The sequence below is a fragment of the Butyricicoccus porcorum genome, from assembly GCF_051246315.1.
Classification (GTDB): Bacteria; Bacillota; Clostridia; order Oscillospirales; family Butyricicoccaceae; genus Butyricicoccus_A; species Butyricicoccus_A porcorum.
Genome location: NZ_CP178353.1, coordinates 1,271,478 through 1,291,002, shown reverse-complemented (window position 1 = coordinate 1,291,002; position 19,525 = coordinate 1,271,478). Strand labels below are relative to the sequence as shown.

General features: G+C 45.1%; 19 protein-coding genes and 1 tRNA gene. All 20 read right to left on the bottom strand.

Annotated features, from left to right (window positions below; translation table 11 throughout):
• Positions 1-8: 8 nt before the first annotated feature.
• Positions 9-362: a TnpV protein gene (locus ACLM7Z_RS06195; protein WP_250797839.1), complete on the bottom strand. Its 354-nt coding sequence runs from the start codon at positions 360-362 to the stop codon at positions 9-11.
• A gap of 885 nt (positions 363-1,247) precedes the next feature.
• A complete protein-coding gene (locus tag ACLM7Z_RS06190; protein ID WP_006857236.1) occupies positions 1,248-1,454 on the bottom strand; it encodes a hypothetical protein in 207 nt (68 codons plus the stop codon).
• Between the two features lie 14 nt (positions 1,455-1,468).
• Complete coding sequence (locus ACLM7Z_RS06185; RefSeq protein WP_435645694.1) at positions 1,469-2,164, bottom strand: hypothetical protein; 696 nt, start codon at positions 2,162-2,164, stop codon at positions 1,469-1,471.
• 1 nt (position 2,165) lies between these two features.
• Positions 2,166-2,768, bottom strand: a complete 603-nt coding sequence (locus ACLM7Z_RS06180; RefSeq protein WP_435645693.1) for a hypothetical protein — start codon at positions 2,766-2,768, stop codon at positions 2,166-2,168.
• Positions 2,769-2,896: 128 nt separating this feature from the next.
• Positions 2,897-3,169, bottom strand: a complete 273-nt coding sequence (locus tag ACLM7Z_RS06175; protein WP_435645692.1) for a hypothetical protein — start codon at positions 3,167-3,169, stop codon at positions 2,897-2,899.
• Positions 3,170-3,179: 10 nt separating this feature from the next.
• Positions 3,180-3,482, bottom strand: coding sequence for a hypothetical protein (locus ACLM7Z_RS06170; protein ID WP_015522621.1), 303 nt, complete (start codon positions 3,480-3,482; stop codon positions 3,180-3,182).
• Between the two features lie 144 nt (positions 3,483-3,626).
• Positions 3,627-7,769: a SpaA isopeptide-forming pilin-related protein gene (locus tag ACLM7Z_RS06165; RefSeq protein WP_435645691.1), complete on the bottom strand. Its 4,143-nt coding sequence runs from the start codon at positions 7,767-7,769 to the stop codon at positions 3,627-3,629.
• Positions 7,770-7,957: 188 nt separating this feature from the next.
• Positions 7,958-8,905, bottom strand: coding sequence for a ParB/RepB/Spo0J family partition protein (locus ACLM7Z_RS06160; protein WP_435645690.1), 948 nt, complete (start codon positions 8,903-8,905; stop codon positions 7,958-7,960).
• Positions 8,859-9,686: a ParA family protein gene (locus tag ACLM7Z_RS06155; RefSeq protein ID WP_435645689.1), complete on the bottom strand. Its 828-nt coding sequence runs from the start codon at positions 9,684-9,686 to the stop codon at positions 8,859-8,861. Before ACLM7Z_RS06155 ends, ACLM7Z_RS06160 begins: the two co-directional genes overlap by 47 nt.
• Positions 9,687-10,296: 610 nt before the next feature.
• Complete coding sequence (locus ACLM7Z_RS06150) at positions 10,297-11,796, bottom strand: UvrD-helicase domain-containing protein (RefSeq protein WP_435645688.1); 1,500 nt, start codon at positions 11,794-11,796, stop codon at positions 10,297-10,299.
• The gene (locus tag ACLM7Z_RS06145; protein ID WP_435645687.1) at positions 11,793-13,472 is read right to left on the bottom strand and encodes an ATP-dependent nuclease; all 1,680 of its coding nucleotides are present in this window, start codon (positions 13,470-13,472) and stop codon (positions 11,793-11,795) included. The genes ACLM7Z_RS06150 and ACLM7Z_RS06145 overlap by 4 nt, the downstream gene beginning before the upstream one ends.
• A gap of 65 nt (positions 13,473-13,537) precedes the next feature.
• Positions 13,538-14,422 carry a DUF2971 domain-containing protein gene (locus ACLM7Z_RS06140; RefSeq protein WP_025580485.1) on the bottom strand — a complete coding sequence of 295 codons (885 nt, stop codon included), beginning with the start codon at positions 14,420-14,422 and terminating at the stop codon, positions 13,538-13,540.
• 98 nt (positions 14,423-14,520) lie between these two features.
• Positions 14,521-14,718 carry a hypothetical protein gene (locus ACLM7Z_RS06135; protein ID WP_243125788.1) on the bottom strand — a complete coding sequence of 66 codons (198 nt, stop codon included), beginning with the start codon at positions 14,716-14,718 and terminating at the stop codon, positions 14,521-14,523.
• A gap of 137 nt (positions 14,719-14,855) precedes the next feature.
• Complete coding sequence (locus ACLM7Z_RS06130; RefSeq protein WP_435645686.1) at positions 14,856-15,221, bottom strand: LrgB family protein; 366 nt, start codon at positions 15,219-15,221, stop codon at positions 14,856-14,858.
• On the bottom strand, positions 15,214-15,624 hold the full coding sequence (locus tag ACLM7Z_RS06125) for a CidA/LrgA family protein (RefSeq protein WP_273350360.1): 411 nt from the start codon (positions 15,622-15,624) through the stop codon (positions 15,214-15,216). Before ACLM7Z_RS06125 ends, ACLM7Z_RS06130 begins: the two co-directional genes overlap by 8 nt.
• A 135-nt stretch (positions 15,625-15,759) precedes the next feature.
• Positions 15,760-16,374, bottom strand: coding sequence for a YitT family protein (locus ACLM7Z_RS06120; RefSeq protein WP_435645685.1), 615 nt, complete (start codon positions 16,372-16,374; stop codon positions 15,760-15,762).
• 76 nt (positions 16,375-16,450) lie between these two features.
• A tRNA-Leu gene (locus tag ACLM7Z_RS06115) sits at positions 16,451-16,537 on the bottom strand.
• A 148-nt stretch (positions 16,538-16,685) separates the two neighbouring features.
• A complete protein-coding gene (locus tag ACLM7Z_RS06110; RefSeq protein WP_165761083.1) occupies positions 16,686-17,288 on the bottom strand; it encodes a DUF4393 domain-containing protein in 603 nt (200 codons plus the stop codon).
• A gap of 239 nt (positions 17,289-17,527) precedes the next feature.
• Complete coding sequence (locus tag ACLM7Z_RS06105; RefSeq protein ID WP_435645684.1) at positions 17,528-18,910, bottom strand: TrpB-like pyridoxal phosphate-dependent enzyme; 1,383 nt, start codon at positions 18,908-18,910, stop codon at positions 17,528-17,530.
• A gap of 139 nt (positions 18,911-19,049) precedes the next feature.
• Complete coding sequence (locus ACLM7Z_RS06100) at positions 19,050-19,499, bottom strand: hypothetical protein (RefSeq protein ID WP_133058272.1); 450 nt, start codon at positions 19,497-19,499, stop codon at positions 19,050-19,052.
• Positions 19,500-19,525: the final 26 nt, after the last annotated feature.

Below are 19,525 nucleotides of genomic sequence, written 5' to 3'. Positions count from 1 at the left end.
GGCAACGCTTACTTGTAAATCAGTTCGGTCAGTATCACTTCCTCCGCTTGGCTGCGGATGTTGTTCATCAGTCCGACCCACTGCATCGGTACTTTCTCTTTCAGTTCCTCTGTCACGCCCTGCTCGGCTGATAGCTGCTTCGTCAGAAGCTCCAACCTCTGGAGTGCTGTCTGCTCTACCTCGTGCAGATGCCCGTTCAGCCTGCCCGATGTCAGCAGGTTGAGATAGGTCACTCGCTTGTGCTTCTCCAGATAATCCCTGTGCATCAAAGCGTACCTGCCAAGCGGAAGCTCTGGCTCTGTCGGTAATGTTAGGTCGGGAATAAGATAATCCCCCTGTCTGCTGTAAGTGATTTCGCTCATTGTATTCGCTCCTTTCGGGTTGTTGTCTGCCTTTATCATACTGAGCCTGCGTTCTTTGTGCAAAGGTGCGATTCTGGTCTTTTTCCGCCATTTGCACATTTCGGATAGACTGTGAGATTTCCCGTAACGCCATTTCCGCAATATCGCTTGTGGCAACACCGATGGCGTTTATCGTTGCAGGGGTATTGAAATTTACAATATCCGCAAAATCATCACGGTCAAAAAACTCATTCGTATCCAGACCGCAGCGGCTGATCAGCATAAAAGCAACGCTGTTTGCTGCCAGCCGCCTGTAAATGACTTCTATATTAAAGTCGTCCAGTTCTTCCAAAAAGCTGTCTTTCGTGCAGTCCTTTAACTGAGAAAAATAGTCTTGCAGATTGTCCTCCACGGCGTTCTTTGCCGTTTCCATTAAGGCAGAAGCAAGGTCAGTGCTTTCCACATCTCCAAACCTGTCCGATAGCCTTTCCATAACAGCCTGCTCGTATCGCTCATCCATCTGCCATATCGGAACAGGGTGGCTGCCATAATAGCCCTCGTGGGTGTCGGACACATCAAAATAGTATTTCAGCGTATTCCTGCGACCTTTAGGGTCAAATACGGCAATACCCTTGCTGTCCTTATTGACCCAACGCTTAAACTGCCTGTTCCAAGTTTTGAGCTTCGCAACGGCGACAGCATCGGGGCGTTGGGCGTATATTAAAAGCTGTTCGTCAAAACGGCATTTATAGTTGCAGCAGGCAGAGGACAGAAAGCCCTGCCACGCCTGCGGATTTTTTGCAACCGCAACGCCTGTACGCCGATACATCTCTGTGATTAGCTGATACTTCGCAGCCATTCAACCTACACCTCCTTATCGTTTCTGTTTCAAATATTCCTGTTTACTCACTCCGCACCACCGCCAAGAAAAGAAATGACCTTGTTCGATTTAATGCTCTTTTGCAGGTCATTGATGAGGGTAATATCCGCAACCGTGATGCCCTGCATAGAAAGAATATCGTCCATAGTCATAGCGGCAATCGCTTTTTCATCGGTAAAGCCTGCTTCCAAGACCTTATTCAAGACCTTGACGGCTTTCTGATTAACAGCCATATTCTAAATCCTCCTTATCGTTCTAAATCCTTGTGCTTCGGTGTTTTCTGCGGCGTTTGTTCCGCAGGTTTCGGCTCATAGGTCGCCCCGTTTTTCTGCATACGCTCGGCAAACTCGCAGATGTGGTACAGATTGCTGCCGACTTCGGTATGGTATTCATCAATGAAGCGGCAGGGATACTCCCGTTTCTCTCCCCAAGAAGTCGTGACAATGACCTTTCCGCCGTCGGGGATACGGAACAACTCTTTATATTGAGGGTCAATAAAGCGGATACCTTGTTCTGCTTTCTGGATATGCTTATCAAGCCATTCCTTCACATAACAATAGCAATAAAAATTATAGTCGCCTTTGGTGGGATTGCACCGAAGCAGAAAAGCGTGTTTCTCCGTATCCACACGGAAACCGTACTCAGTACAATAGTTGCCCTTTATCGCACTTTCTGGAAAATGCCTTGCAAACACACTCATATCATAGCGGTTGTGCAAAAGCCCTTTATCCTCCCGAAAAGCATTGATGACCGTATCAAGGTCTGCCTTAAATTCGTCAGATTTCCATTGGGGTCTGGTATCAAACCAAGTGGTGTAAAATCCATAGCCCGTCGTGGCAAAGTCACCACGCAGATGCCCGATAGTGCCTGTCTGCCCCTCAAGCTGCATACTCTGGGTATAGGTGTATTTCTGTTCTGTCGGGGTTAAAGGTCGTATATCCATATCAGCGTTCCACCCGATTTCGTTGCTTTTTCTCTTTTTCCTGCTGTTTTATTTTTGCAAGAGCTTCCTTTGCCCAATCGGGCATACATTCGGGCTTGATTTCGCCAAGCACATCATACCTTTCCCATCTGGCTCTTTCGCCTGTGGCAAGACAAGTTCCGAACACCGCCTGACCTCTGCCGCCTGTTGCTCCGTGTCCACCGTCTGCCAATATAAGCTGATAGGCGGGGTGCTGATATTCATACCGCTTCGGCTCGGAATTGATAACCACCACTTTACCCACGATGTTACGCATACCGTCATCGGGGATACAATGCTCTTTTGTAAGCACGGTCTTATCAAAGGGGAACTTGGATAATTCCTCTTTGGTGTGGTCAATCTGTGACTGCACTCGGTCAACAAAAATCTGCATTGCTTCCAGATAATCGTCCGAAGCAACACCCTCTGTCGGCCACGCTGCTGACAGAGGGTTGTGGTAGTCGCAATAGCAGACCATAAAAGGATGAGGGTCTTTTGTATCAACACCGAACACGACCTCTTTATCTCCGATATAGATGCTCTGGGTAATCTCGTAATTACCGAGCATTCTTTTTTCTTTACTCATTCGGCTGCTCCTTTCTTTCCTTTTTCTCCTTCTGTTTGTCTATAATTTTGCGGATACAGACATCGCAGAAAATAACTGACCCGTCCTTATATCGGGGATAAGGACAGGTCGTGCAGTCATATTTTATTTTATCGCTCACGGTCGTCACCGTTTTTCTGCTTCTGGGCAGGCTGATTATAGGGCATACGGCACTCTGACTGGTATCGTTCATTCAGCTTTTGCCGTGCATCATCAAGCTCATTCGTGTAATAACCCCAGAAATAATTTGAGCCGCCCTTGCAGTACCAACACACATAAGGGTTGGGTGCGTTGGGATTGTGACCGATGACAAGCTCTGTACTCCCGATAGTACAGCTCTCGATGATTTCATAGTTGTGATTGGAGCGTTTTTCTTCGTCCATAAGCACCTCTCTATTCTTTGGCATAACGCCGATAGGCTTTCTCGCCCGTGGCTCTCATTTTTTGCACAGGGCGGCTCCCTGCAAGCTCTGGATACCGTGCCTGCAGCTTGCGGCGTGTCCTGCTGACGCTCTCAAAGCTCGGCAGACCGAGATATTTGTGCTGCGTCATTATCTCTGCAAGCGGCATTGCCCCCGCATCCTTCAGACAGGCATTACAAAGTGCAAGATACAGCACCATATCGTCATTTCTGGCATCTTCATTCTTTTCCAGAACAGCCCTAACTTTCTTTTCAATGGTTTTAAGGTTTCTCATTGTTACCTCCATAAAGGAAAGGGCGGCATTTTCAGCCGCCCAAACCACTTACTTATTCTTTCTGTTACGGATATTCAGCCATACCGACGCACCCACAATGAACACGACAAGCACGATTGCGATAATGGTTTTAGCGTCCATCAATTAGTCCTCCTTTTTCTTCTTTCTGTTCTTATAGCCGACAAATCCGAGAACGCCCCCACCGACAACAGACAGAGCCGCAAGGCTTACCCATAAGCCCAGATTAAAGTCGTCGCCTGTTTTCGGGGTATCCCTGAACTCATTGTGCATCTGCACGATAGTCGTAGTGTCCACCTTGACCGTTGCCTGTTTATCGGCAGGCAGGATATATCCTGCGGAAGCCTTGTCGCTTACTTCGGATACGGTATAGTCGCCAATCCGCAAGCCCTCAATCACGATTTCTCCGTTCTTATCTGTCTTAAAGGTCTGGTCATAGTCCACGCCTGTCACACGGAAAGAGAAGCCCTCCACCTTACCGTCAGAGGAAGTCTTTACGATTTTAAGAGAGCCTTTCTGTACTACATTGATAAAGCCCACACCCGCCTTATTTTCCACGGTGTAGGTCTTGCCGTTCTCCTCGATGGATACGGCATATACATTTTCATCAAGCACAAAGCCTGTCGGAGCTTTGGTTTCCTTTACCAGATATTTGCCGTAGCGGAGTTCACTCATCTGGTATACGCCGCCGTCAAGTTCTTTCATTTCGCCAAGCAGCGTATCGTCCTTATCCAGTTTCCCATCGCCGTTTATATCGGAGTAAACCTCAAATACCGCACCAGACAGCTTGTTGTCGGGATAATCCTCATCAACCTTTGTCAAAGCGATATTGCCCTTAATGAAGTAGTTGACAAGTTCGATTTCCACAACTTCGTCTACCTTGCCGATAGTCACAGCGATTTCTTCCTCGGAGAGTACATATTCCTTCGGGCTTTCGATTTCACGGATTATCCAAGTTCCATACGGCACTTTGGCAAAAGAAAAACTACCATCATCTTTTGATGTGGTAGCTGCAATCGCATTTTCCTTTGTAAACTCGGTAGTTCCTGTCTTGAAGATACCGATAACTGCACCGCCCAGAGCCTTTCCGTCCTCATCAGATTTCTTACCGCTTACAGAGCCGTAAATAATGTCATTTGTGATAGCTTCGCTCTCATTGGCTGTGATGCGGACAGTTTCGTTATCCTGTCCTGCGTATTCAAAAATAACAGGGTATTTTACATCGCTGACAATATATGCGGAATTGGTCGAGATTTCCTGCACATAATAGCTGCCAATCGGCAGGTCGCTGATTGCTTTTCCGTGACCGCTTTCATCAAGGGAAATGACCTCAATCAGACCGTCCGCAGGAATGGTCTTTCCGTCTGCGGCTGTGAGTTCCTCTGCCGCATACAAGCCAAAGGTCACATCAAAGATTTCCCCGTTCTTGCCAATGCCGTAGGAATCATCAATGGCAAGGCTCTTGATGAGGTCGATTTCAACACGCTGTCTTTCATTATAGAAAGAAGTACCCGTTTCCGTTACATCAACATTCTGTCCTGCATACACAAGCTCAACAGTATGGACTTCCTCATTCAGCACCATTCCATACGGAGCAGTGATTTCCTTAACCTCATATTTCCCAAGATACAGTTCTTCGGATTTTGCTGTACCGTCCTTTCCTGTAGTAACGGTATCCACAACCTCGCCCTTGTTTGCTCTGACCGTTCCGTCCAGAGTGACAATATCCTCGGCTGCGGTAATCTCATAGACTGCACCCTCAAGACCGCTGACAGAGAAAATCGGCTGATACAATCCCTTATCGCCTGCCACGGAGCTGAATACTTCACCATACTTTTCTACGGTAATTGTACCTTTCTGTGCCATATTGGAGCGTACTACCTCAATAACGGTAATGCCGCTTTCTTCCTCGGAATTTTCCTGCACCACATCAAAATAAACAGGCTCGGAATTTAAGACATACCCATACGGGGCTTGCACTTCCACAAGGGAATAGCCTTTGCCGTATTCCAGCGTCTGCGGTGTGATAAGGTCGCCGTCTGCCGTAGTATAGAAGGTGTCAATGGTCGTCACTTCGGGATAAGTGAAAGTCATAGTCACAAGGTTTCCATTCGGGTCGTAAATCTGGAAGCCTGCACCTGCATACGGGATTGTATTGCCTGTTTCCGCATCTTTCTTTACGATTTTGATATAGCTCTCAAAGTTAGCGTTATTGATAAGGTAACGGTAGGTCTGACTGTCCTTGCTGATAAACACATCAAAGTCTTTCATCAGCTCACGCCCCTCCCAACCAGAGGTCTGGCGGACGGTATAAATGCCATACGGCATATCCTTTGTCTGGGCAAAACCGTTCTCGTCACAGGTCAGCACATCACGCTCGGTTTCCTTTGCATTTTCATAGCTGCCTGCGGATTTGAGAAACACTTCAAATACCGCACCTTCTTCGGGTGTTTCAATCTGGGTTTCCCCGTTATCCGTATGCTTGATGATTGCGATATTGCCTTTGATGACCTGTTCATTCACAGCGTTTGAGGTACTGTTCAGCTCTACCGTGTAAAGCTCTGGTTCTGCACCTACCTTGTGGATTGCGATATCCAGAAGATACCCCTCGGACGGACTGATTTCACGGACAGTCCAATCATTGTCACAGATATAATACTTGGTCGTAAACTGACCGTTTTCATCAGTCGTGTAGGTGTCAATCAGTTCCTCACCCTTATAGATGCCGTAAACCGCACCTGCAAGGGAAGCATCGCCCTGTGGAGAGCCTGTTTCTGCATCGGTCTTTGTCACAGTCACTTGAAATTTCTTCAATACATTATCGAAGCTGCGTTTTGTGACCTTGTTCCATTCAATCGGAGCTGTCTGGGAAGCAGGAACGACATAGCGCACTGCGGTATCCACTTCCTCAACCACATACGGGGTATCGCCGCTGATAAGGACATTTTCAAACTTAGCCAGACCGTTTTTATCAGTCACGGCATACTCGTCAACAGGCAAGCCGCTTAAAGATGTGCCGTAAAGGTGGAATTTCATTCCCTCCACCAGATTGTCCTCGGAAGTCTTGACGATTTCCAGACTGCCACGCTTCAAAGTGTTGCTGAAGGTCACAGTAGAGGTTTTTCCTCCAATAAGGGTGACGGTCTGGGTTTTCTGCGGCTCATAACGGTCAATGGACTGTTCTGTGACCGTATAAGTGCCAGGGAATAATCCCTCCACGGAAACAGCGCCGTCCTTTCCTGTCTTAACTGTTTTGTTGAAGTTATCTCCTTTGATTGTAAAAGAGATGCCCTCCACAACTCCGTCCTCAGAAGTCTTTTTGAGGGCAATCGTGCCTGTCGGCGTTTCGATATTGATATATGCTGACACAGTATCAGCATTCTCCACACCTGTTACCAAGTCCTGCAAGTTCGGGTCGCCATAGGCAATGAGCTTTGCACTGCTGCTGACCGTCGGCACATTGTTCCTCTTTGCCGTAATGCGGACAGAACCGCTGATAGCTACGGTGGAGCTGATTGTCAACTTATTTCCATACTTTGACACGCTCACATTACTGTCAGAGCTTGCAAAGCTGTAATCGGAAAGGACGCCGTTGCTGTCTGTCAATGAGATGCTGTACTTTCCGTCCTTGTAGGCAAGCTCCTTTGTGATGTCATTCTTACCACCCGACATAAAACTCGGAATGGTGTTATGCTCACGCAGCATCGCAACAATCTGGTCATACACTGCCCTTGCTCCGCTGTTGGCATAATTTGAACCGAAGTGCAGGCTGTAAACTGTAGTGCTTGTCTGGTTATATGAACCTGTGGCTTCACGGCAGCCTGTGACAAACTCCCATACGAGGGTCTGCGTGGCAAGCCATTTTTCATCATCACTTCCCGACAGATTATTTCGGTTGCCCTGATACCCATAGAGCAGGGCAAGTCCAACCGCCTTTTTCTGGTTGGCTGAAAGGGCGTTCCAAGTATCAGAGGAAGCCTTTTTCAAGGTGTTTCCTGTTTTCAGCGGTACTCCCGGCTGAATACAAAACGCATTCTCACCGTCCACAAACATACGGTACTTGTAATTTCCCGTTCCGCCTGCGGTATAGCCGCCTATATTTGCACTGGAATTGTACCTCATCGCATTACCGTTGCTGTCATAGGTGTGGGAAAAGGAAATCGTAGCGATGTCACCCGCAGCAAACGCCGTTGCGGGCATTATAGATAATGCCGTGACCGCAGCCATTACAAAAGCCGCAGCCTTTTTGAATAATTTAGGGATTTTCATAGTTACCTCCTGTAGTTTGGATTGAATATTTTGCCTTACTGACCGAAAAAGCTGCCCGTTATGGACAGCTTAAAGTATTTCTTTTCTCGGATAGTTACTGGCAGTAGTTAGGGGGTGAGGTGTGGAGAGGGGGAAGCAAAAATAATGGCTATCCACTCAAATGGGCAGACCTCGCCCTCGGTGTGTGGCTATCTCTCGTGAGCCTTGTTCCGCTGCAAGTGTCGGTTATAAAACTCCAACGCCTTGACAACAAAATCCGTTTCCTGCCCTCTGGGAACAGTCTTGGGAATGAGCTTGGTTATCCTCTCGTCACGGAAAGCAGGTTTTTCCTTCTGGTTGGGCTTTTCTTCCTCAATAATGGACTGGATAACCTCGGAAGTGAGCTTGCCGTCTTGGTTAAACTTCTTCATTTTAATAGCCTGTGCCAATGACGGGGTAGCATCGTTGTACTCCATTGCTTCAAGCAGGGTGTATTGCTGTTCCTCGGTCAGATAGGAAATCTCAACCGCAGGGCGGAAAGCAATCTGCCTTTCATCTACCATTTGCAGGATTTCGGGAACAAGCTCCGTTAGACGGATATAGCGGCGTATCTGGTCTTTGCTTTCTCCAACAAGTTCTCCTAATTCCTCATCAGAACGCCCTTTTGATAAATTAGTCGCCAATGGCGACGCATTTTCTTTCGGGGGTCTGCCTGCCTGTCGTTTCATAGCTTCCAACCGCATTTTATACGCAAACGCTTTCTCACTCGGCAAAATAACAGAGCGTTGGAGATTACTTTCCACCATAACAATAATGGCTTCGTCACGGGTAAGCTCTTTGACCTCGCATTTCAGCGTTTCAAGTCCTGCAAGTTCACAAGCCTTTTTTCGCCTGTGACCACTGATAAGCTCATACCGTCCGTCCTCTTTTAAGCGAACTGTCGCAGGGGTCATTACACCGTTTCGCTTGATGCTCTCAACAAGCTGCTCCATATCCTCGTCCATTAAAACCTTGAACGGGTGGTCTGGAAACTCGTCAATCTCCGATATGGGAATATCCCTTATCTTAGAGAGCTTTGCTTCCGCACGACTTTCGTCCGTTTGGAAAAGGTCATCGTATGCGGTCAGCTCGATTTTGGTTTCTCTGCTTCTCGCCAATCTCTGCCACCTCCTTTCCGAACTGCTCGTAGGCTGCGGCAACCTTGCCGCTTTTGTCGTAGGCAAAAATACTTTTGCCCTCTGCGGTAGCTTCCACCGCACGGATAGAATGAGGTATCTCGGTATCAAATACCTTGATTTTATGACCGTATGCACTTTTGACCGTTGCCGTAATTTCCTTAGTAATATTGGTACGGGGCATTACCATAGTCATTAAGATACCGTCTATCCGCAGCTTTGGGTTGATTTGCCGCTTGACCATTGATACGGAGCGAAGCAAAAGCTCCAGACCTTTAGCCGAGAGATAGTGGGGCTGTGTCGGGATAATCACGCTGTCAGCCGCCGCCAGAGCATTGATGGTTATCATACCTAAGCTCGGCATACAGTCAATAAGCACATAGTCGTAATTCTTTTTAACCTCATTGACATAGTTTTTCAGCACACGCTCACGGCTCATTGCATTGATTAGCCTTACCTCAAAGCCCGACAGCTCAATGTTTGACGGAAGCAGGTCAACGCCCTCGCTGTGGTAGATAATACCCTGTGAAACATCAAGCGTTTTATCGTCTATGATGTTCTGCATCGCAGTAGAGAGCGTTATGGGAATATCGTCTGGTCTGTTATAACCCAGAGCCATCGTGAGATTTGCCTGTGCATCGGCATCAATCAGCAGGACTTTTTTACCCTGCTGCACCAGACTTACACCCAGATTGACCGCTGTGGTTGTTTTTCCGACACCGCCTTTCTGGTTAGTCAGAGCAATCACTTTGCAATTTGACATAGATGCGTCCTCCTTTCGCATAGATTTAGCCACTTTGTCAAGGTGGCTATGTAAACAGTACCAGAAAACGCAAAAAAGCCGCCTATTCTTAAAATTAATAAGAATAAGCGGCTTCGTAATTTGCCTTAGACATATTCAATTTTCATTCTCTTGGACGGTGCATTTATGACCTTAAAAATAAGCTCGTCAACACAATCCGTATATCTGCCTTGCTGAATAAGCTGATTTTTTAACTCTACAAGGCTATGTATCAAAAGTTTTCTTTCGTGGCTATCCAAATACATATGATTAAATTTCTCTCTCATAAGCACACCTCCATTTCTTTAGCTTCATTATATTTGAAAGCGGGTGAAAGGACAAATCTGCAAAAAGGGGCAAAAAATAAGCGTACCACTATTTCTAATGATACGCTTATCGTATTAACTGCTAATCAAGGTCTATGAATACTCTTACATTGGTATCTCTCCACTGATTTTTTCTTACATACTGTCCGTTAACCTTTCGATAGGCTGCTGCCTGCTCGAAACTAAGCGGCAATTCAAAGGAAAGAGAACTCCTACCTATTCGTAATAGCTGCCTGTATTATTGGTTTATAAATAATCTATTCTGTTCAAAATAAAACGACATCTTCTATATTATGACCGCTTTCAGAAAATATCTTTTGTAAATTATTCTGAAAACAATTCGCATTGTAATTGTTTAACTTAACGATAATCAATTTGCTTTTTGCACGTGTAACCGCTACATAATGGTTGTATATACTCGACATATCAGACAATCGATAATCCTCTGCAAATACAATTACCTGTTCAAACTCCAATCCCTTTGAAGAGTGGAATGTAATTGCGATGTGTTTGTATTTATCCGCTTCAAATGCCACATGAAAACTGGTATCAGAAATTGTTTTGAATAATTTGTTTATGTGATCAGGGCGAGTATCATATCCAAGATATTCAGCCAATGCTGTGACACACGAGCCGAAAGACTGCTCATCATCTATAGTCTCTTCAATTCTTTTGAGTAATCTTTTTACGGTGGATACTGTTTTGCGACTTTCATTTCCTTCAACAGGTATTTCTGAAATTACATCATATGCAGAATACTTTTCAATTATAAGGTATTTAGCAATTGCTGTATAAAGCCACGCTGTATCTGTTGTAATATCAGCAATAGGAGGCTGTGGGATATAAACATACTCTAAACCGTTTGTTGTTAATTCGCTTGCTCCTATTCGTGCGTTATCATTAGAAAACCGCAATAATGCTGACTTTTTATCGGGAACAATATTAGACAATACTTCTGTTGCCCAATTTGCCTTTGTAGGAGAAAGCCACACAATATTATCTATATTTTCCGTAGGATTGTAAAGACTTCTTGTCTCATCACATAATAGATTAGAATAATTCTGTATTTGTTGACAAGAGCGAAAATTATCTCCCATAAATATCTTTTTAAAATTGGGTTTGTTCCAGATGCTTTTAAAAGCCTCTGGATAAGCACCCCTCCATATATAAATCGATTGTTTTTCATCTCCCACAACAAAGGTTTCGATATTCAATTCATCACATAAATACATAAAGAATTTATGCATTGATTTGTCGCAATCTTGATATTCATCGATATATATTTTAAAATATTTTGCTTGAAGATAAAGCCTACAAGCCGAAGAATTTTCTACAATTTCTTGAGCCAAATCAAAAATAAAGTTCCTTTTATTATCTCGATATGAGCAGAGGATACCTTCATTCCTTATTTTTTCAATAGCTTCTTGAAAAGTATCAACTTTAGCTGAATAGTCCGTACTCATGTCCAAATCGAAATCAGCACCATAGACATCCTTCATAAAAGGCTTTATAACTTCCTCAATAACGAAACTGTTATTTGTTCCAATGAAGTGTTGAACTACATCGACAGACAATCTATCCTTTATTTCTTGTGCTGCTTTTATTGTAAAAGTAATTGCAGCAATAACTTTATGTGTATGATTATCATCAATTTCCTTAGCAATTTTATTAACCATTGTATGGGTTTTTCCTGTTCCTGCACTTGCCCTTACTATTAAGTTACCGGGAGTTTCTACTATTTTCTCTTGAATTGGAGATAGTTTCATTCGGCAACCTCCTTCAAACATGCAAAGTTGTAATGATTATAGATTGTTCTGCAATCTGTATCCGAAAGTTTCTCAATCAACTCCACCATATGATAGTGCTTTGCATCTTGTAAATATTTAACAGGATTATCATTATCCAATAAAGCTGATAATCTATCATGCAAAAACTCGTCTAAATCATTTTCTAAATCCACTTTTGATAAGAAAATATGAAAGTCACTTCGTATTTTATCCAAAGTATTTATATTTGAATTATATAAACTCCTCTTGGCAGAAACAGAATTCTCTTGAATTTGTTTAGTAGGCAGACGCTTTTCCCCAATATAATTATTACAGCGTGAAAAGCCTAAAACGCTATATGTACCTTTTCCTGTTACCGCTCTCAAATCATTGTCAGTTTTTACCACATTAAAAATTTCAAGTTCATCCAGGATAGAAAAATATGTTTCAAATCCCACACCATCAACTGGTAAAATATATATTCCATCTACTTCATAAAAAGGATGCACTACTGAAAGGACTTTGCTAAATAGCATATATTCAGATGGTCCTTCAACCAAAAGTACTTTGTTAGCAAAGATTGCTTCTGACAAACAACGGTTTAACATTTTCCTGTTTTTCTCATAAGCATCAGGCACTTTATAAAATGTGCTAATACTATTGATTTTTCGCTCACTATATATTCGAACTAAATTTACATTATCCATTTCATAAAGAACAAAAGGCGAATGAGTTGTTACAAACAAGTATGTGTATTTGCTATCGGTAAAAAGTATTTGTGATAATGCAATCTGCATAGACTTATGAAGATGGTTTTCAGGCTCCTCAATTAAAAACAAATTGATTTTCTTTTCCGCATTTTCATCTGACAGTATGTCGTATATTGAATATGTCAATAACTTTTTCCTACCTTCCCCAGCAGTAGGATATAAATTATCATCATTATCTTGTTTAATATATGGGATGATATTTGAGTACAATCCCTTTACTGCGATTTCGGATTTTATTGAAACAGATATCCCTTCATCATGGAATTTTTGATATTCTGGCGTAAGTTTATCCTCAAATTCTTTAATTCCAGACAGAGAAGCAATATGACCATTCAAATCATCAACTGTATTTTGAATTTTTGCCAGAATATCTTTATCTTCGTCCTTTTCATTTCTGACAAGCTGGCTCACATTCTTTTTAAATAGGGAATACAAATCAACATAAGAGTCAATATAAATGACATTAAATACATAGTCTATTTCATATAGATATCCTCTTTGCTTCATTTCGTAAAGATGATTAATATCGCCACCCCACGATAATATCGGTAGAGCGAGCATTTCTGTTTTGCTATATTCTGCAAAAAGCTTTATATATACCTTATTATGCTCACTTAGCAATGCACCTTTTAGCTGTGCACGGAGTTTTTGACAATCGCTGTCAGCAACATCACTAATATCTATAGTAACAACAATCTCAATTGGTTTATCAAGCTGCTTATTATGAAAATCCGAATCTAAAAGGTTTTGTTTACGAATATCTTTATCAAATACATATCGTAGAGCGTACAAGAAATTTGTTTTCCCCACATCATTTAGACCAAAAAATATGTTTTTATTTGATAAGTCAAGTTCAACATTATCAAAATTTCTAAAATTTTTAATAACTACTTTTTCAAATTTCATATATGTTCTTTCACCATCCATCTTGTTTGTATAATAAGAAAATTATACCATTATTCCATAATTAATCATATGATTTTCTTTGCATTTAGCTCATATGTACTGGGTGATAAAACCATCTGATAAATATCAATACTATTCTTTTTTCCAAATTGAATTATCTCTTCTTTAAAATTCTCAGAGATTTTCGCTCCTAAATAAAACGCTTTTATATTTTCTTTCAAATCCAAGACATATTTTCCATTTGGACATTTCAATTTTTCTGGCATTACTTTATTGAAATTAGCCGTCACAATTCGCCATTCTTTCTCGTACGACCAAACATCGGATTTACGACAAGTCGTCTTATAAATCCATTCTGTATTTTCACTTAACATATCTGCTTTAGAAACAGCATATCTATCCTTTGTATATATTACTGGGTATAAATGTTTATAAAGCATATCACTTTCTTTAAAATCATACTCTATACAAAATCCAGTATGATTCTGAGCATAATGGCTCCACATAAGCATAGAGTCATACACCTCAGATAAACAGACAACTCTTACAGCATCCTTGATTGTACTCATACAATCATTTAATCCATTTTGCAAAATATTCATCCAAGAGTCAGAAAGCCTTCCTCCATGAGCCTGCAAAACTATTTGCATCGCCCTTTCAATATTGTCAGAATAAAGAATTCTATTTTTTTCTTCCTGTTTAAGTGAAAATCTTCTTTCCAAAAGATGTATATATGTTTCTCTATCAAGTACACCTTCCAATGCATCTGACTGAAAGCAAAATTCACAATCATAGGGGTCGTTGAAATAAAGTGGTGATGATGGATATACTAATCCTTCAAAAGCTTCAAACTTCCATTTTTCAATGTTAATTATCCTCTGATGAATATAGCTATAATCATTCAGTTTTTCCGTATTAAATGACCTGTACCTGAATAACGTTCTTCTCATACGTATCCTCTCCCTTTACTCTCGAACAAGCTTTATTATATTACACTAATTATAATAAAGCAGCCGCTTACCCATTCAATAAGCAAGCGGCTTTGTCATTAAATCACCTCAAAATGTTTCAATGCATCCTTTATTGCTTCAACCTTCTCTGGAGTCGGATGCTTCCTCGGCTGTTTCAATTCCTCTACCGCATTAGGAGCATCATACATTGGCAAGCCTAAATCTCTCTTTACCTCTGCGATATATGCGGTATGTACTTTGAAGCCGTATTTAGCTTCTATGTACTCCTTTATCATTTTGTAGGTCACTCGTTCTTTGGGCTTGTAGCTTTCCGCTCTTTTAGCAATATTATCAAGTGGAACTTTTCCCTCACCCTCGCCAAACTCAACTTTTACGTTGATATGTCCGTCTGGCTTTTTGTGGGAAAGCAGTACTACCGTCTCAGCCCGAACAGCACCGACAAAAGCAGAATGCCGCCCATGCTTGCCAGCACGCCCGCAATGCTGCCCAGTGCAATTGCCTTTGCGTTCTGCCTGAGCAGCTTCATCTGGCGGTACAGCGGAATGGCAAGGCAGACGGTGGATGGGGTGAGCAGATAGCTGATGTACTGTGCGCTCTCCTCATAGGCTTTGTAATCGATGCGCAGCGCAAGCAGGACGCCCATCACAACAATGACGGCAATCAGCAGCGGATTGCAGATTGCCCAGCCGAATTTCCGCTTGCACCACAGGCCGAACAGAAATGCCGCGATTGTGAGCAGCACGCCGAAATAGGTACAGCTTGTCAGTACTTCACTCATGGATGGCCTCCCGCTTGCTGTGCCGGATATGCGGCAGTGACGCACGGGCAGCTGCGGCCTTTTCCTGACGGATCACCCACTGTGTCACGATTCCGGTGACCGCCATGACCAGCACTGTCACAGCAATCGTGATAACAGAAACCGCGAACAGCATCGGCCGCAGTGCATCCCATGCATCCATCAGCCCGACTGCCGCCGGAACAAACAGGAGCGGCATAATCTCAATCAGAAAATCTCCCGCCTGCTCCACTTCCTCCAGGCGGACAATGCCGGTCATGAGCGCTGCCAGCATCAGCAGCATGCCGTAAATGCTCGCCGGGATCGGCAGCGGGAGCAGCATCCGAAGCAGCTCCCCGGCAAATGTAATCAGCAGAATCATACCAAACTGCCGCAAAAGTTTCATACTGGTTTCCTCCGTCCAAAGTTGTCCTACCAATTTATAATACTACAAAGAAACGGTAACATCAATTGTTTTGACGGATGTTCCAAAAAGAAAATCTTCCAATTTTTATCAGCTTCTGCATCGATCTTTTTGTTCCTATTTATGGATTTTCTGCAATATTCCGATGATCTGTCCGGAGAGCACTACGGTCAGCACCGAATATGCGATGCGCTGCACCGGAATATAGCTCAGCGACAGCGCGAGCACGGCGATATCAATCAGCAGAAAGACCCACTTGATATCGACATGGGTCACATATGAAACGCTCATCGCCAGCGCATCGTCACCGCTCGCCGCGCCGCCCACACGCACACACAGCCCGGTGCCGATGCCGACAAACAGTGCGCCGATGGCTGCCGCTGTCAGCGGCATATCCGCCAGCTGCGGCCAGAACGGTTCAAAGCGCTCCCAGAAATGGTATGACGCGGAAAAACCGACAGTCGCCACAAATGAATAGACCAGAAAGGTCTGTCCCAGCAGTTTCCACCCTACGGCATAGCACACCAGATTGAGCAGGCCGCCGGACAGCGACGGTGAAATGCCCCACCAGTGCTCCAGAAGCAAGGTCAATCCCAGCACGCCTCCCTCCGTCACACCGGACAGGCTGTGTACCTGATACAGCCCGAATGCAAGAAATGCACTGCTGCACAGGGCAATGACACATGACCTGACTCTGATTTGAGATAACAGAGGCAGCAGCTTTTTTCTCATATGATCTGAACTCCTTTCTGTGGATAGAAAGAAAGAACCCTGACCCGATGCCCCGCATCTGAATCAGAGTTCTATCTGGTGCCGCTGACCGGACTTGAACCGGTACGCTGTTGCCAGCGAGGGATTTTAAGTCCCTTGCGTCTGCCGATTTCGCCACAGCGGCAAATTGACTTATATAGTATACCAACCGCACCCCGTTTTGTCAAGTCGTGCCGCCGGAGAAATCCCGCGAGACTTTTAGAGAAGCGTGCAGAAAACCGCCCCGGTGCCAAACTGAACTGCCCCGGGGCGGATACCGTTTTTGAATGATCTTACGGCAGGCAAATGCGGATAAAACGACTGCCCAGCGCCGTCAACATGATATTTCCCGTACTCAGGCGAATCTGGCCGCCATGGTATTTCGGGAAGCGTTCACGGAATTCCTCAACCGTCTTGTTGATGACCTGTTCAAACAGCATGTAAATGTTTTCATATACATCACTCTGAATCTGGGTGAGTTCCTCCCGTTCCGATCGCATATGTACTTCGATCAGCTGTAATCGAATGAGGTTGTCGATTGTCGCCTGTACGCGCGCATAGTCGCCGTCCTCCGGCAGGAAATCCGTCATGCGGGAGATAACCTTGACCGCGCTCGATTTGATTTCGACCTGACGGGAAGCAAAACCGCCCTCCTTCTTGGTCTTACACAGATAGCAGTTGGCGACGCCCATTGTCACACGGTCGCGCAGCGTGCGCAGGAATGCCAGATCCAGGCTGTCCAGCTGTCCGACAATCGCGACAAACGCGGGATGTACCAGTCCGCGCTTTTTCGGGTTCATGCTCGCTGCCAGCAGATTGGCATAGCCGCTACAGGTCGCCTCATCCGCCCAGATACACTGGATCAGTACAGGTCCTGCAATACTTGGGGTCGGCATACTTGGTTCTTCCGTCATACGCTCTGCAACAAGGGCTGACATCGTCTTTAAAACGCCCTCATTGGGACTGTAGGGTTTTAAATATTCTGTAATCTGCTGCTCAAACAAAAAAACTCACACCCTTTCCTTTTTATATCATATCATCCCCGTAGGCAAATTGCAACGAAAAACGTCCTGTTTTCCGGCTTGGAAAACAGGACGTACGCTAGTTTTTACAAAAAATACACAAAAACTCGGAATTATTCCTGAATACCCGGCAGCTTCGGAATGGTGGCAAAACCGCGCGCCAGATCCTCATCGGTCGGAATATAGTCGGACATGGTCTTTTCGTTGTATGCCTTATAGGCAGCCAGATCGAAATAGCCCGTGCCGGTCAGGTTGAACAGGATGGTCTTCGCCTCGCCGGACTCGCGGCAGCGGATTGCCTCATCAATCGCCACGCGGATGGCATGGGAGGATTCCGGTGCGGGCAGGATGCCCTCGACCTTTGCAAACAGTTCAGCAGCCTCAAAGACAGCGGTCTGCTCAATCGCACGCGCCTCATCGAGGAAGCCGTCATGATACAGCTGAGACAGGATCGGGCTCATGCCGTGATAGCGCAGGCCGCCCGCATGGTTTGCCGACGGGATAAAGCCGCAACCAAGAGTATACATCTTTGCCAGCGGCGTAACCATACCGGTATCACAGAAGTCATATGCAAACTTACCGCGCGTCAGCGACGGGCAGGAGGCCGGCTCAACTGCGATAAAATACGGATTTGCCTTGCCGTTCAGCTTGTCGCCCATGAACGGCGCCATAATGCCGCCGAGGTTGGAGCCGCCGCCTGCACAGCCGATGACGATATCCGGGTATGCGTCTACCTTTTCCATCGCAGCCTTTGCCTCGATGCCGATGATGCTCTGATGAATCAGAACCTGATTGAGCACGCTGCCAAGGACATAGCGATAGCCGTCATGTGTGGTCGCATATTCCACTGCCTCGGAAATTGCCGTACCGAGCGAACCGGTGCTGCCCGGGAAGCGTTCCAGAATCTTTCTGCCGACCTCGGTTGTGTCCGACGGAGACGGGATGATGTCTGCATCATAGGTATGGATGACTTCCTTGCGGTACGGCTTCTGCTCATACGAGCATTTTACCATAAATACCTTGCAGTCGAGACCAAAATACTGGCATGCCATCGACAGCGCAGTACCCCACTGGCCTGCGCCGGTCTCCGTGGTAACGCCCTTGAGTCCCTGCTCCTTGGCATAATATGCCTGTGCAATTGAGGAGTTCAGCTTATGGCTGCCGCTGGTGTTGCCGCCTTCATACTTGTAGTAAATCTTCGCCGGGGTATCCAGCGCCTTCTCCAGATAATACGCACGCATCAGCGGAGACGGACGATACATACGGTAGCGTTCGCGCACCGGCTCCGGGATATCAATAAAGCGGTCCGTCGCATTCAGCTCCTGCTCTGCCAGCTTGGTGCAGAAAATCGGGGACATATCGTCCACTGTGACCGGCTTGAGCGTGCCCGGATGCAGAATCGGGCGATGGTCGGTCTTCATATCCGCGCGGACATTGTACCACTGCTTCGGGATTTCGTCCTCGCTCAAATAAATCTTATACGGATCTTTTGCCATACTATCTCTTCTCCATGCTTCATCTTAGTAGTGCATGAAATCATGCTTCATCTTATTATAAATTGGTGTGTATCAATTGTCAAGCAATGCAGTTGATTCTGTGCGTGCGGCAAATGCCGATGCACAATCTTGCCGCATTCTACTCCATTTCCTTCAAAACAGCGTCCCATATACGATACTGCCGCAGGCAGACCATTGCCAAAACGCCGAGCACGGCATCAAATGCCTTCATAAACAGATGCATATGCCGTACATCCAGCATAGATGCATTGTCTGTCAGGATGGCAATGTCATAGTGCAGCTGCACAGTAACTCCCACTGCGAGCAGGACGATGCCCAGCCACAGCAGCGCTGTACACAAATCAAACGGCTTTTTGAGCTGATCCAGCCAGTGGCGCGCATAGCGCATGGTAAAGGCATTGTACCAGCCCTGTTTCTGATGCAGCCCGGCGGCGTATTCTGTGCCAACCGCACAGCACAAAATCCGGTACAGTGCCGCACGCGCCGACCAGATCGCAAGCAGGCTGAACACTGCAAACAACACCAATTCCCAGAACACTTCGGAACGTATGATCTGTAAAAAATCCATGGCCTGTCCTTTCTCAGAATCCGGCG

Coding starts and splice junctions, on each gene's coding strand:
- ACLM7Z_RS06195 (WP_250797839.1), bottom strand. CDS start 362: ATGAGCGAAATCACTTACAGCAGACAGGGGGATTATCTTATTCCCGAC.
- ACLM7Z_RS06190 (WP_006857236.1), bottom strand. CDS start 1,454: ATGGCTGTTAATCAGAAAGCCGTCAAGGTCTTGAATAAGGTCTTGGAA.
- ACLM7Z_RS06185 (WP_435645694.1), bottom strand. CDS start 2,164: ATGGATATACGACCTTTAACCCCGACAGAACAGAAATACACCTATACC.
- ACLM7Z_RS06180 (WP_435645693.1), bottom strand. CDS start 2,768: ATGAGTAAAGAAAAAAGAATGCTCGGTAATTACGAGATTACCCAGAGC.
- ACLM7Z_RS06175 (WP_435645692.1), bottom strand. CDS start 3,169: ATGGACGAAGAAAAACGCTCCAATCACAACTATGAAATCATCGAGAGC.
- ACLM7Z_RS06170 (WP_015522621.1), bottom strand. CDS start 3,482: ATGAGAAACCTTAAAACCATTGAAAAGAAAGTTAGGGCTGTTCTGGAA.
- ACLM7Z_RS06165 (WP_435645691.1), bottom strand. CDS start 7,769: ATGAAAATCCCTAAATTATTCAAAAAGGCTGCGGCTTTTGTAATGGCT.
- ACLM7Z_RS06155 (WP_435645689.1), bottom strand. CDS start 9,686: ATGTCAAATTGCAAAGTGATTGCTCTGACTAACCAGAAAGGCGGTGTC.
- ACLM7Z_RS06150 (WP_435645688.1), bottom strand. CDS start 11,796: ATGAAACTATCTCCAATTCAAGAGAAAATAGTAGAAACTCCCGGTAAC.
- ACLM7Z_RS06145 (WP_435645687.1), bottom strand. CDS start 13,472: ATGAAATTTGAAAAAGTAGTTATTAAAAATTTTAGAAATTTTGATAAT.
- ACLM7Z_RS06140 (WP_025580485.1), bottom strand. CDS start 14,422: ATGAGAAGAACGTTATTCAGGTACAGGTCATTTAATACGGAAAAACTG.
- ACLM7Z_RS06135 (WP_243125788.1), bottom strand. CDS start 14,718: ATGATAAAGGAGTACATAGAAGCTAAATACGGCTTCAAAGTACATACC.
- ACLM7Z_RS06130 (WP_435645686.1), bottom strand. CDS start 15,221: ATGAGTGAAGTACTGACAAGCTGTACCTATTTCGGCGTGCTGCTCACA.
- ACLM7Z_RS06125 (WP_273350360.1), bottom strand. CDS start 15,624: ATGAAACTTTTGCGGCAGTTTGGTATGATTCTGCTGATTACATTTGCC.
- ACLM7Z_RS06120 (WP_435645685.1), bottom strand. CDS start 16,374: ATGAGAAAAAAGCTGCTGCCTCTGTTATCTCAAATCAGAGTCAGGTCA.
- ACLM7Z_RS06110 (WP_165761083.1), bottom strand. CDS start 17,288: ATGCCGACCCCAAGTATTGCAGGACCTGTACTGATCCAGTGTATCTGG.
- ACLM7Z_RS06105 (WP_435645684.1), bottom strand. CDS start 18,910: ATGGCAAAAGATCCGTATAAGATTTATTTGAGCGAGGACGAAATCCCG.
- ACLM7Z_RS06100 (WP_133058272.1), bottom strand. CDS start 19,499: ATGGATTTTTTACAGATCATACGTTCCGAAGTGTTCTGGGAATTGGTG.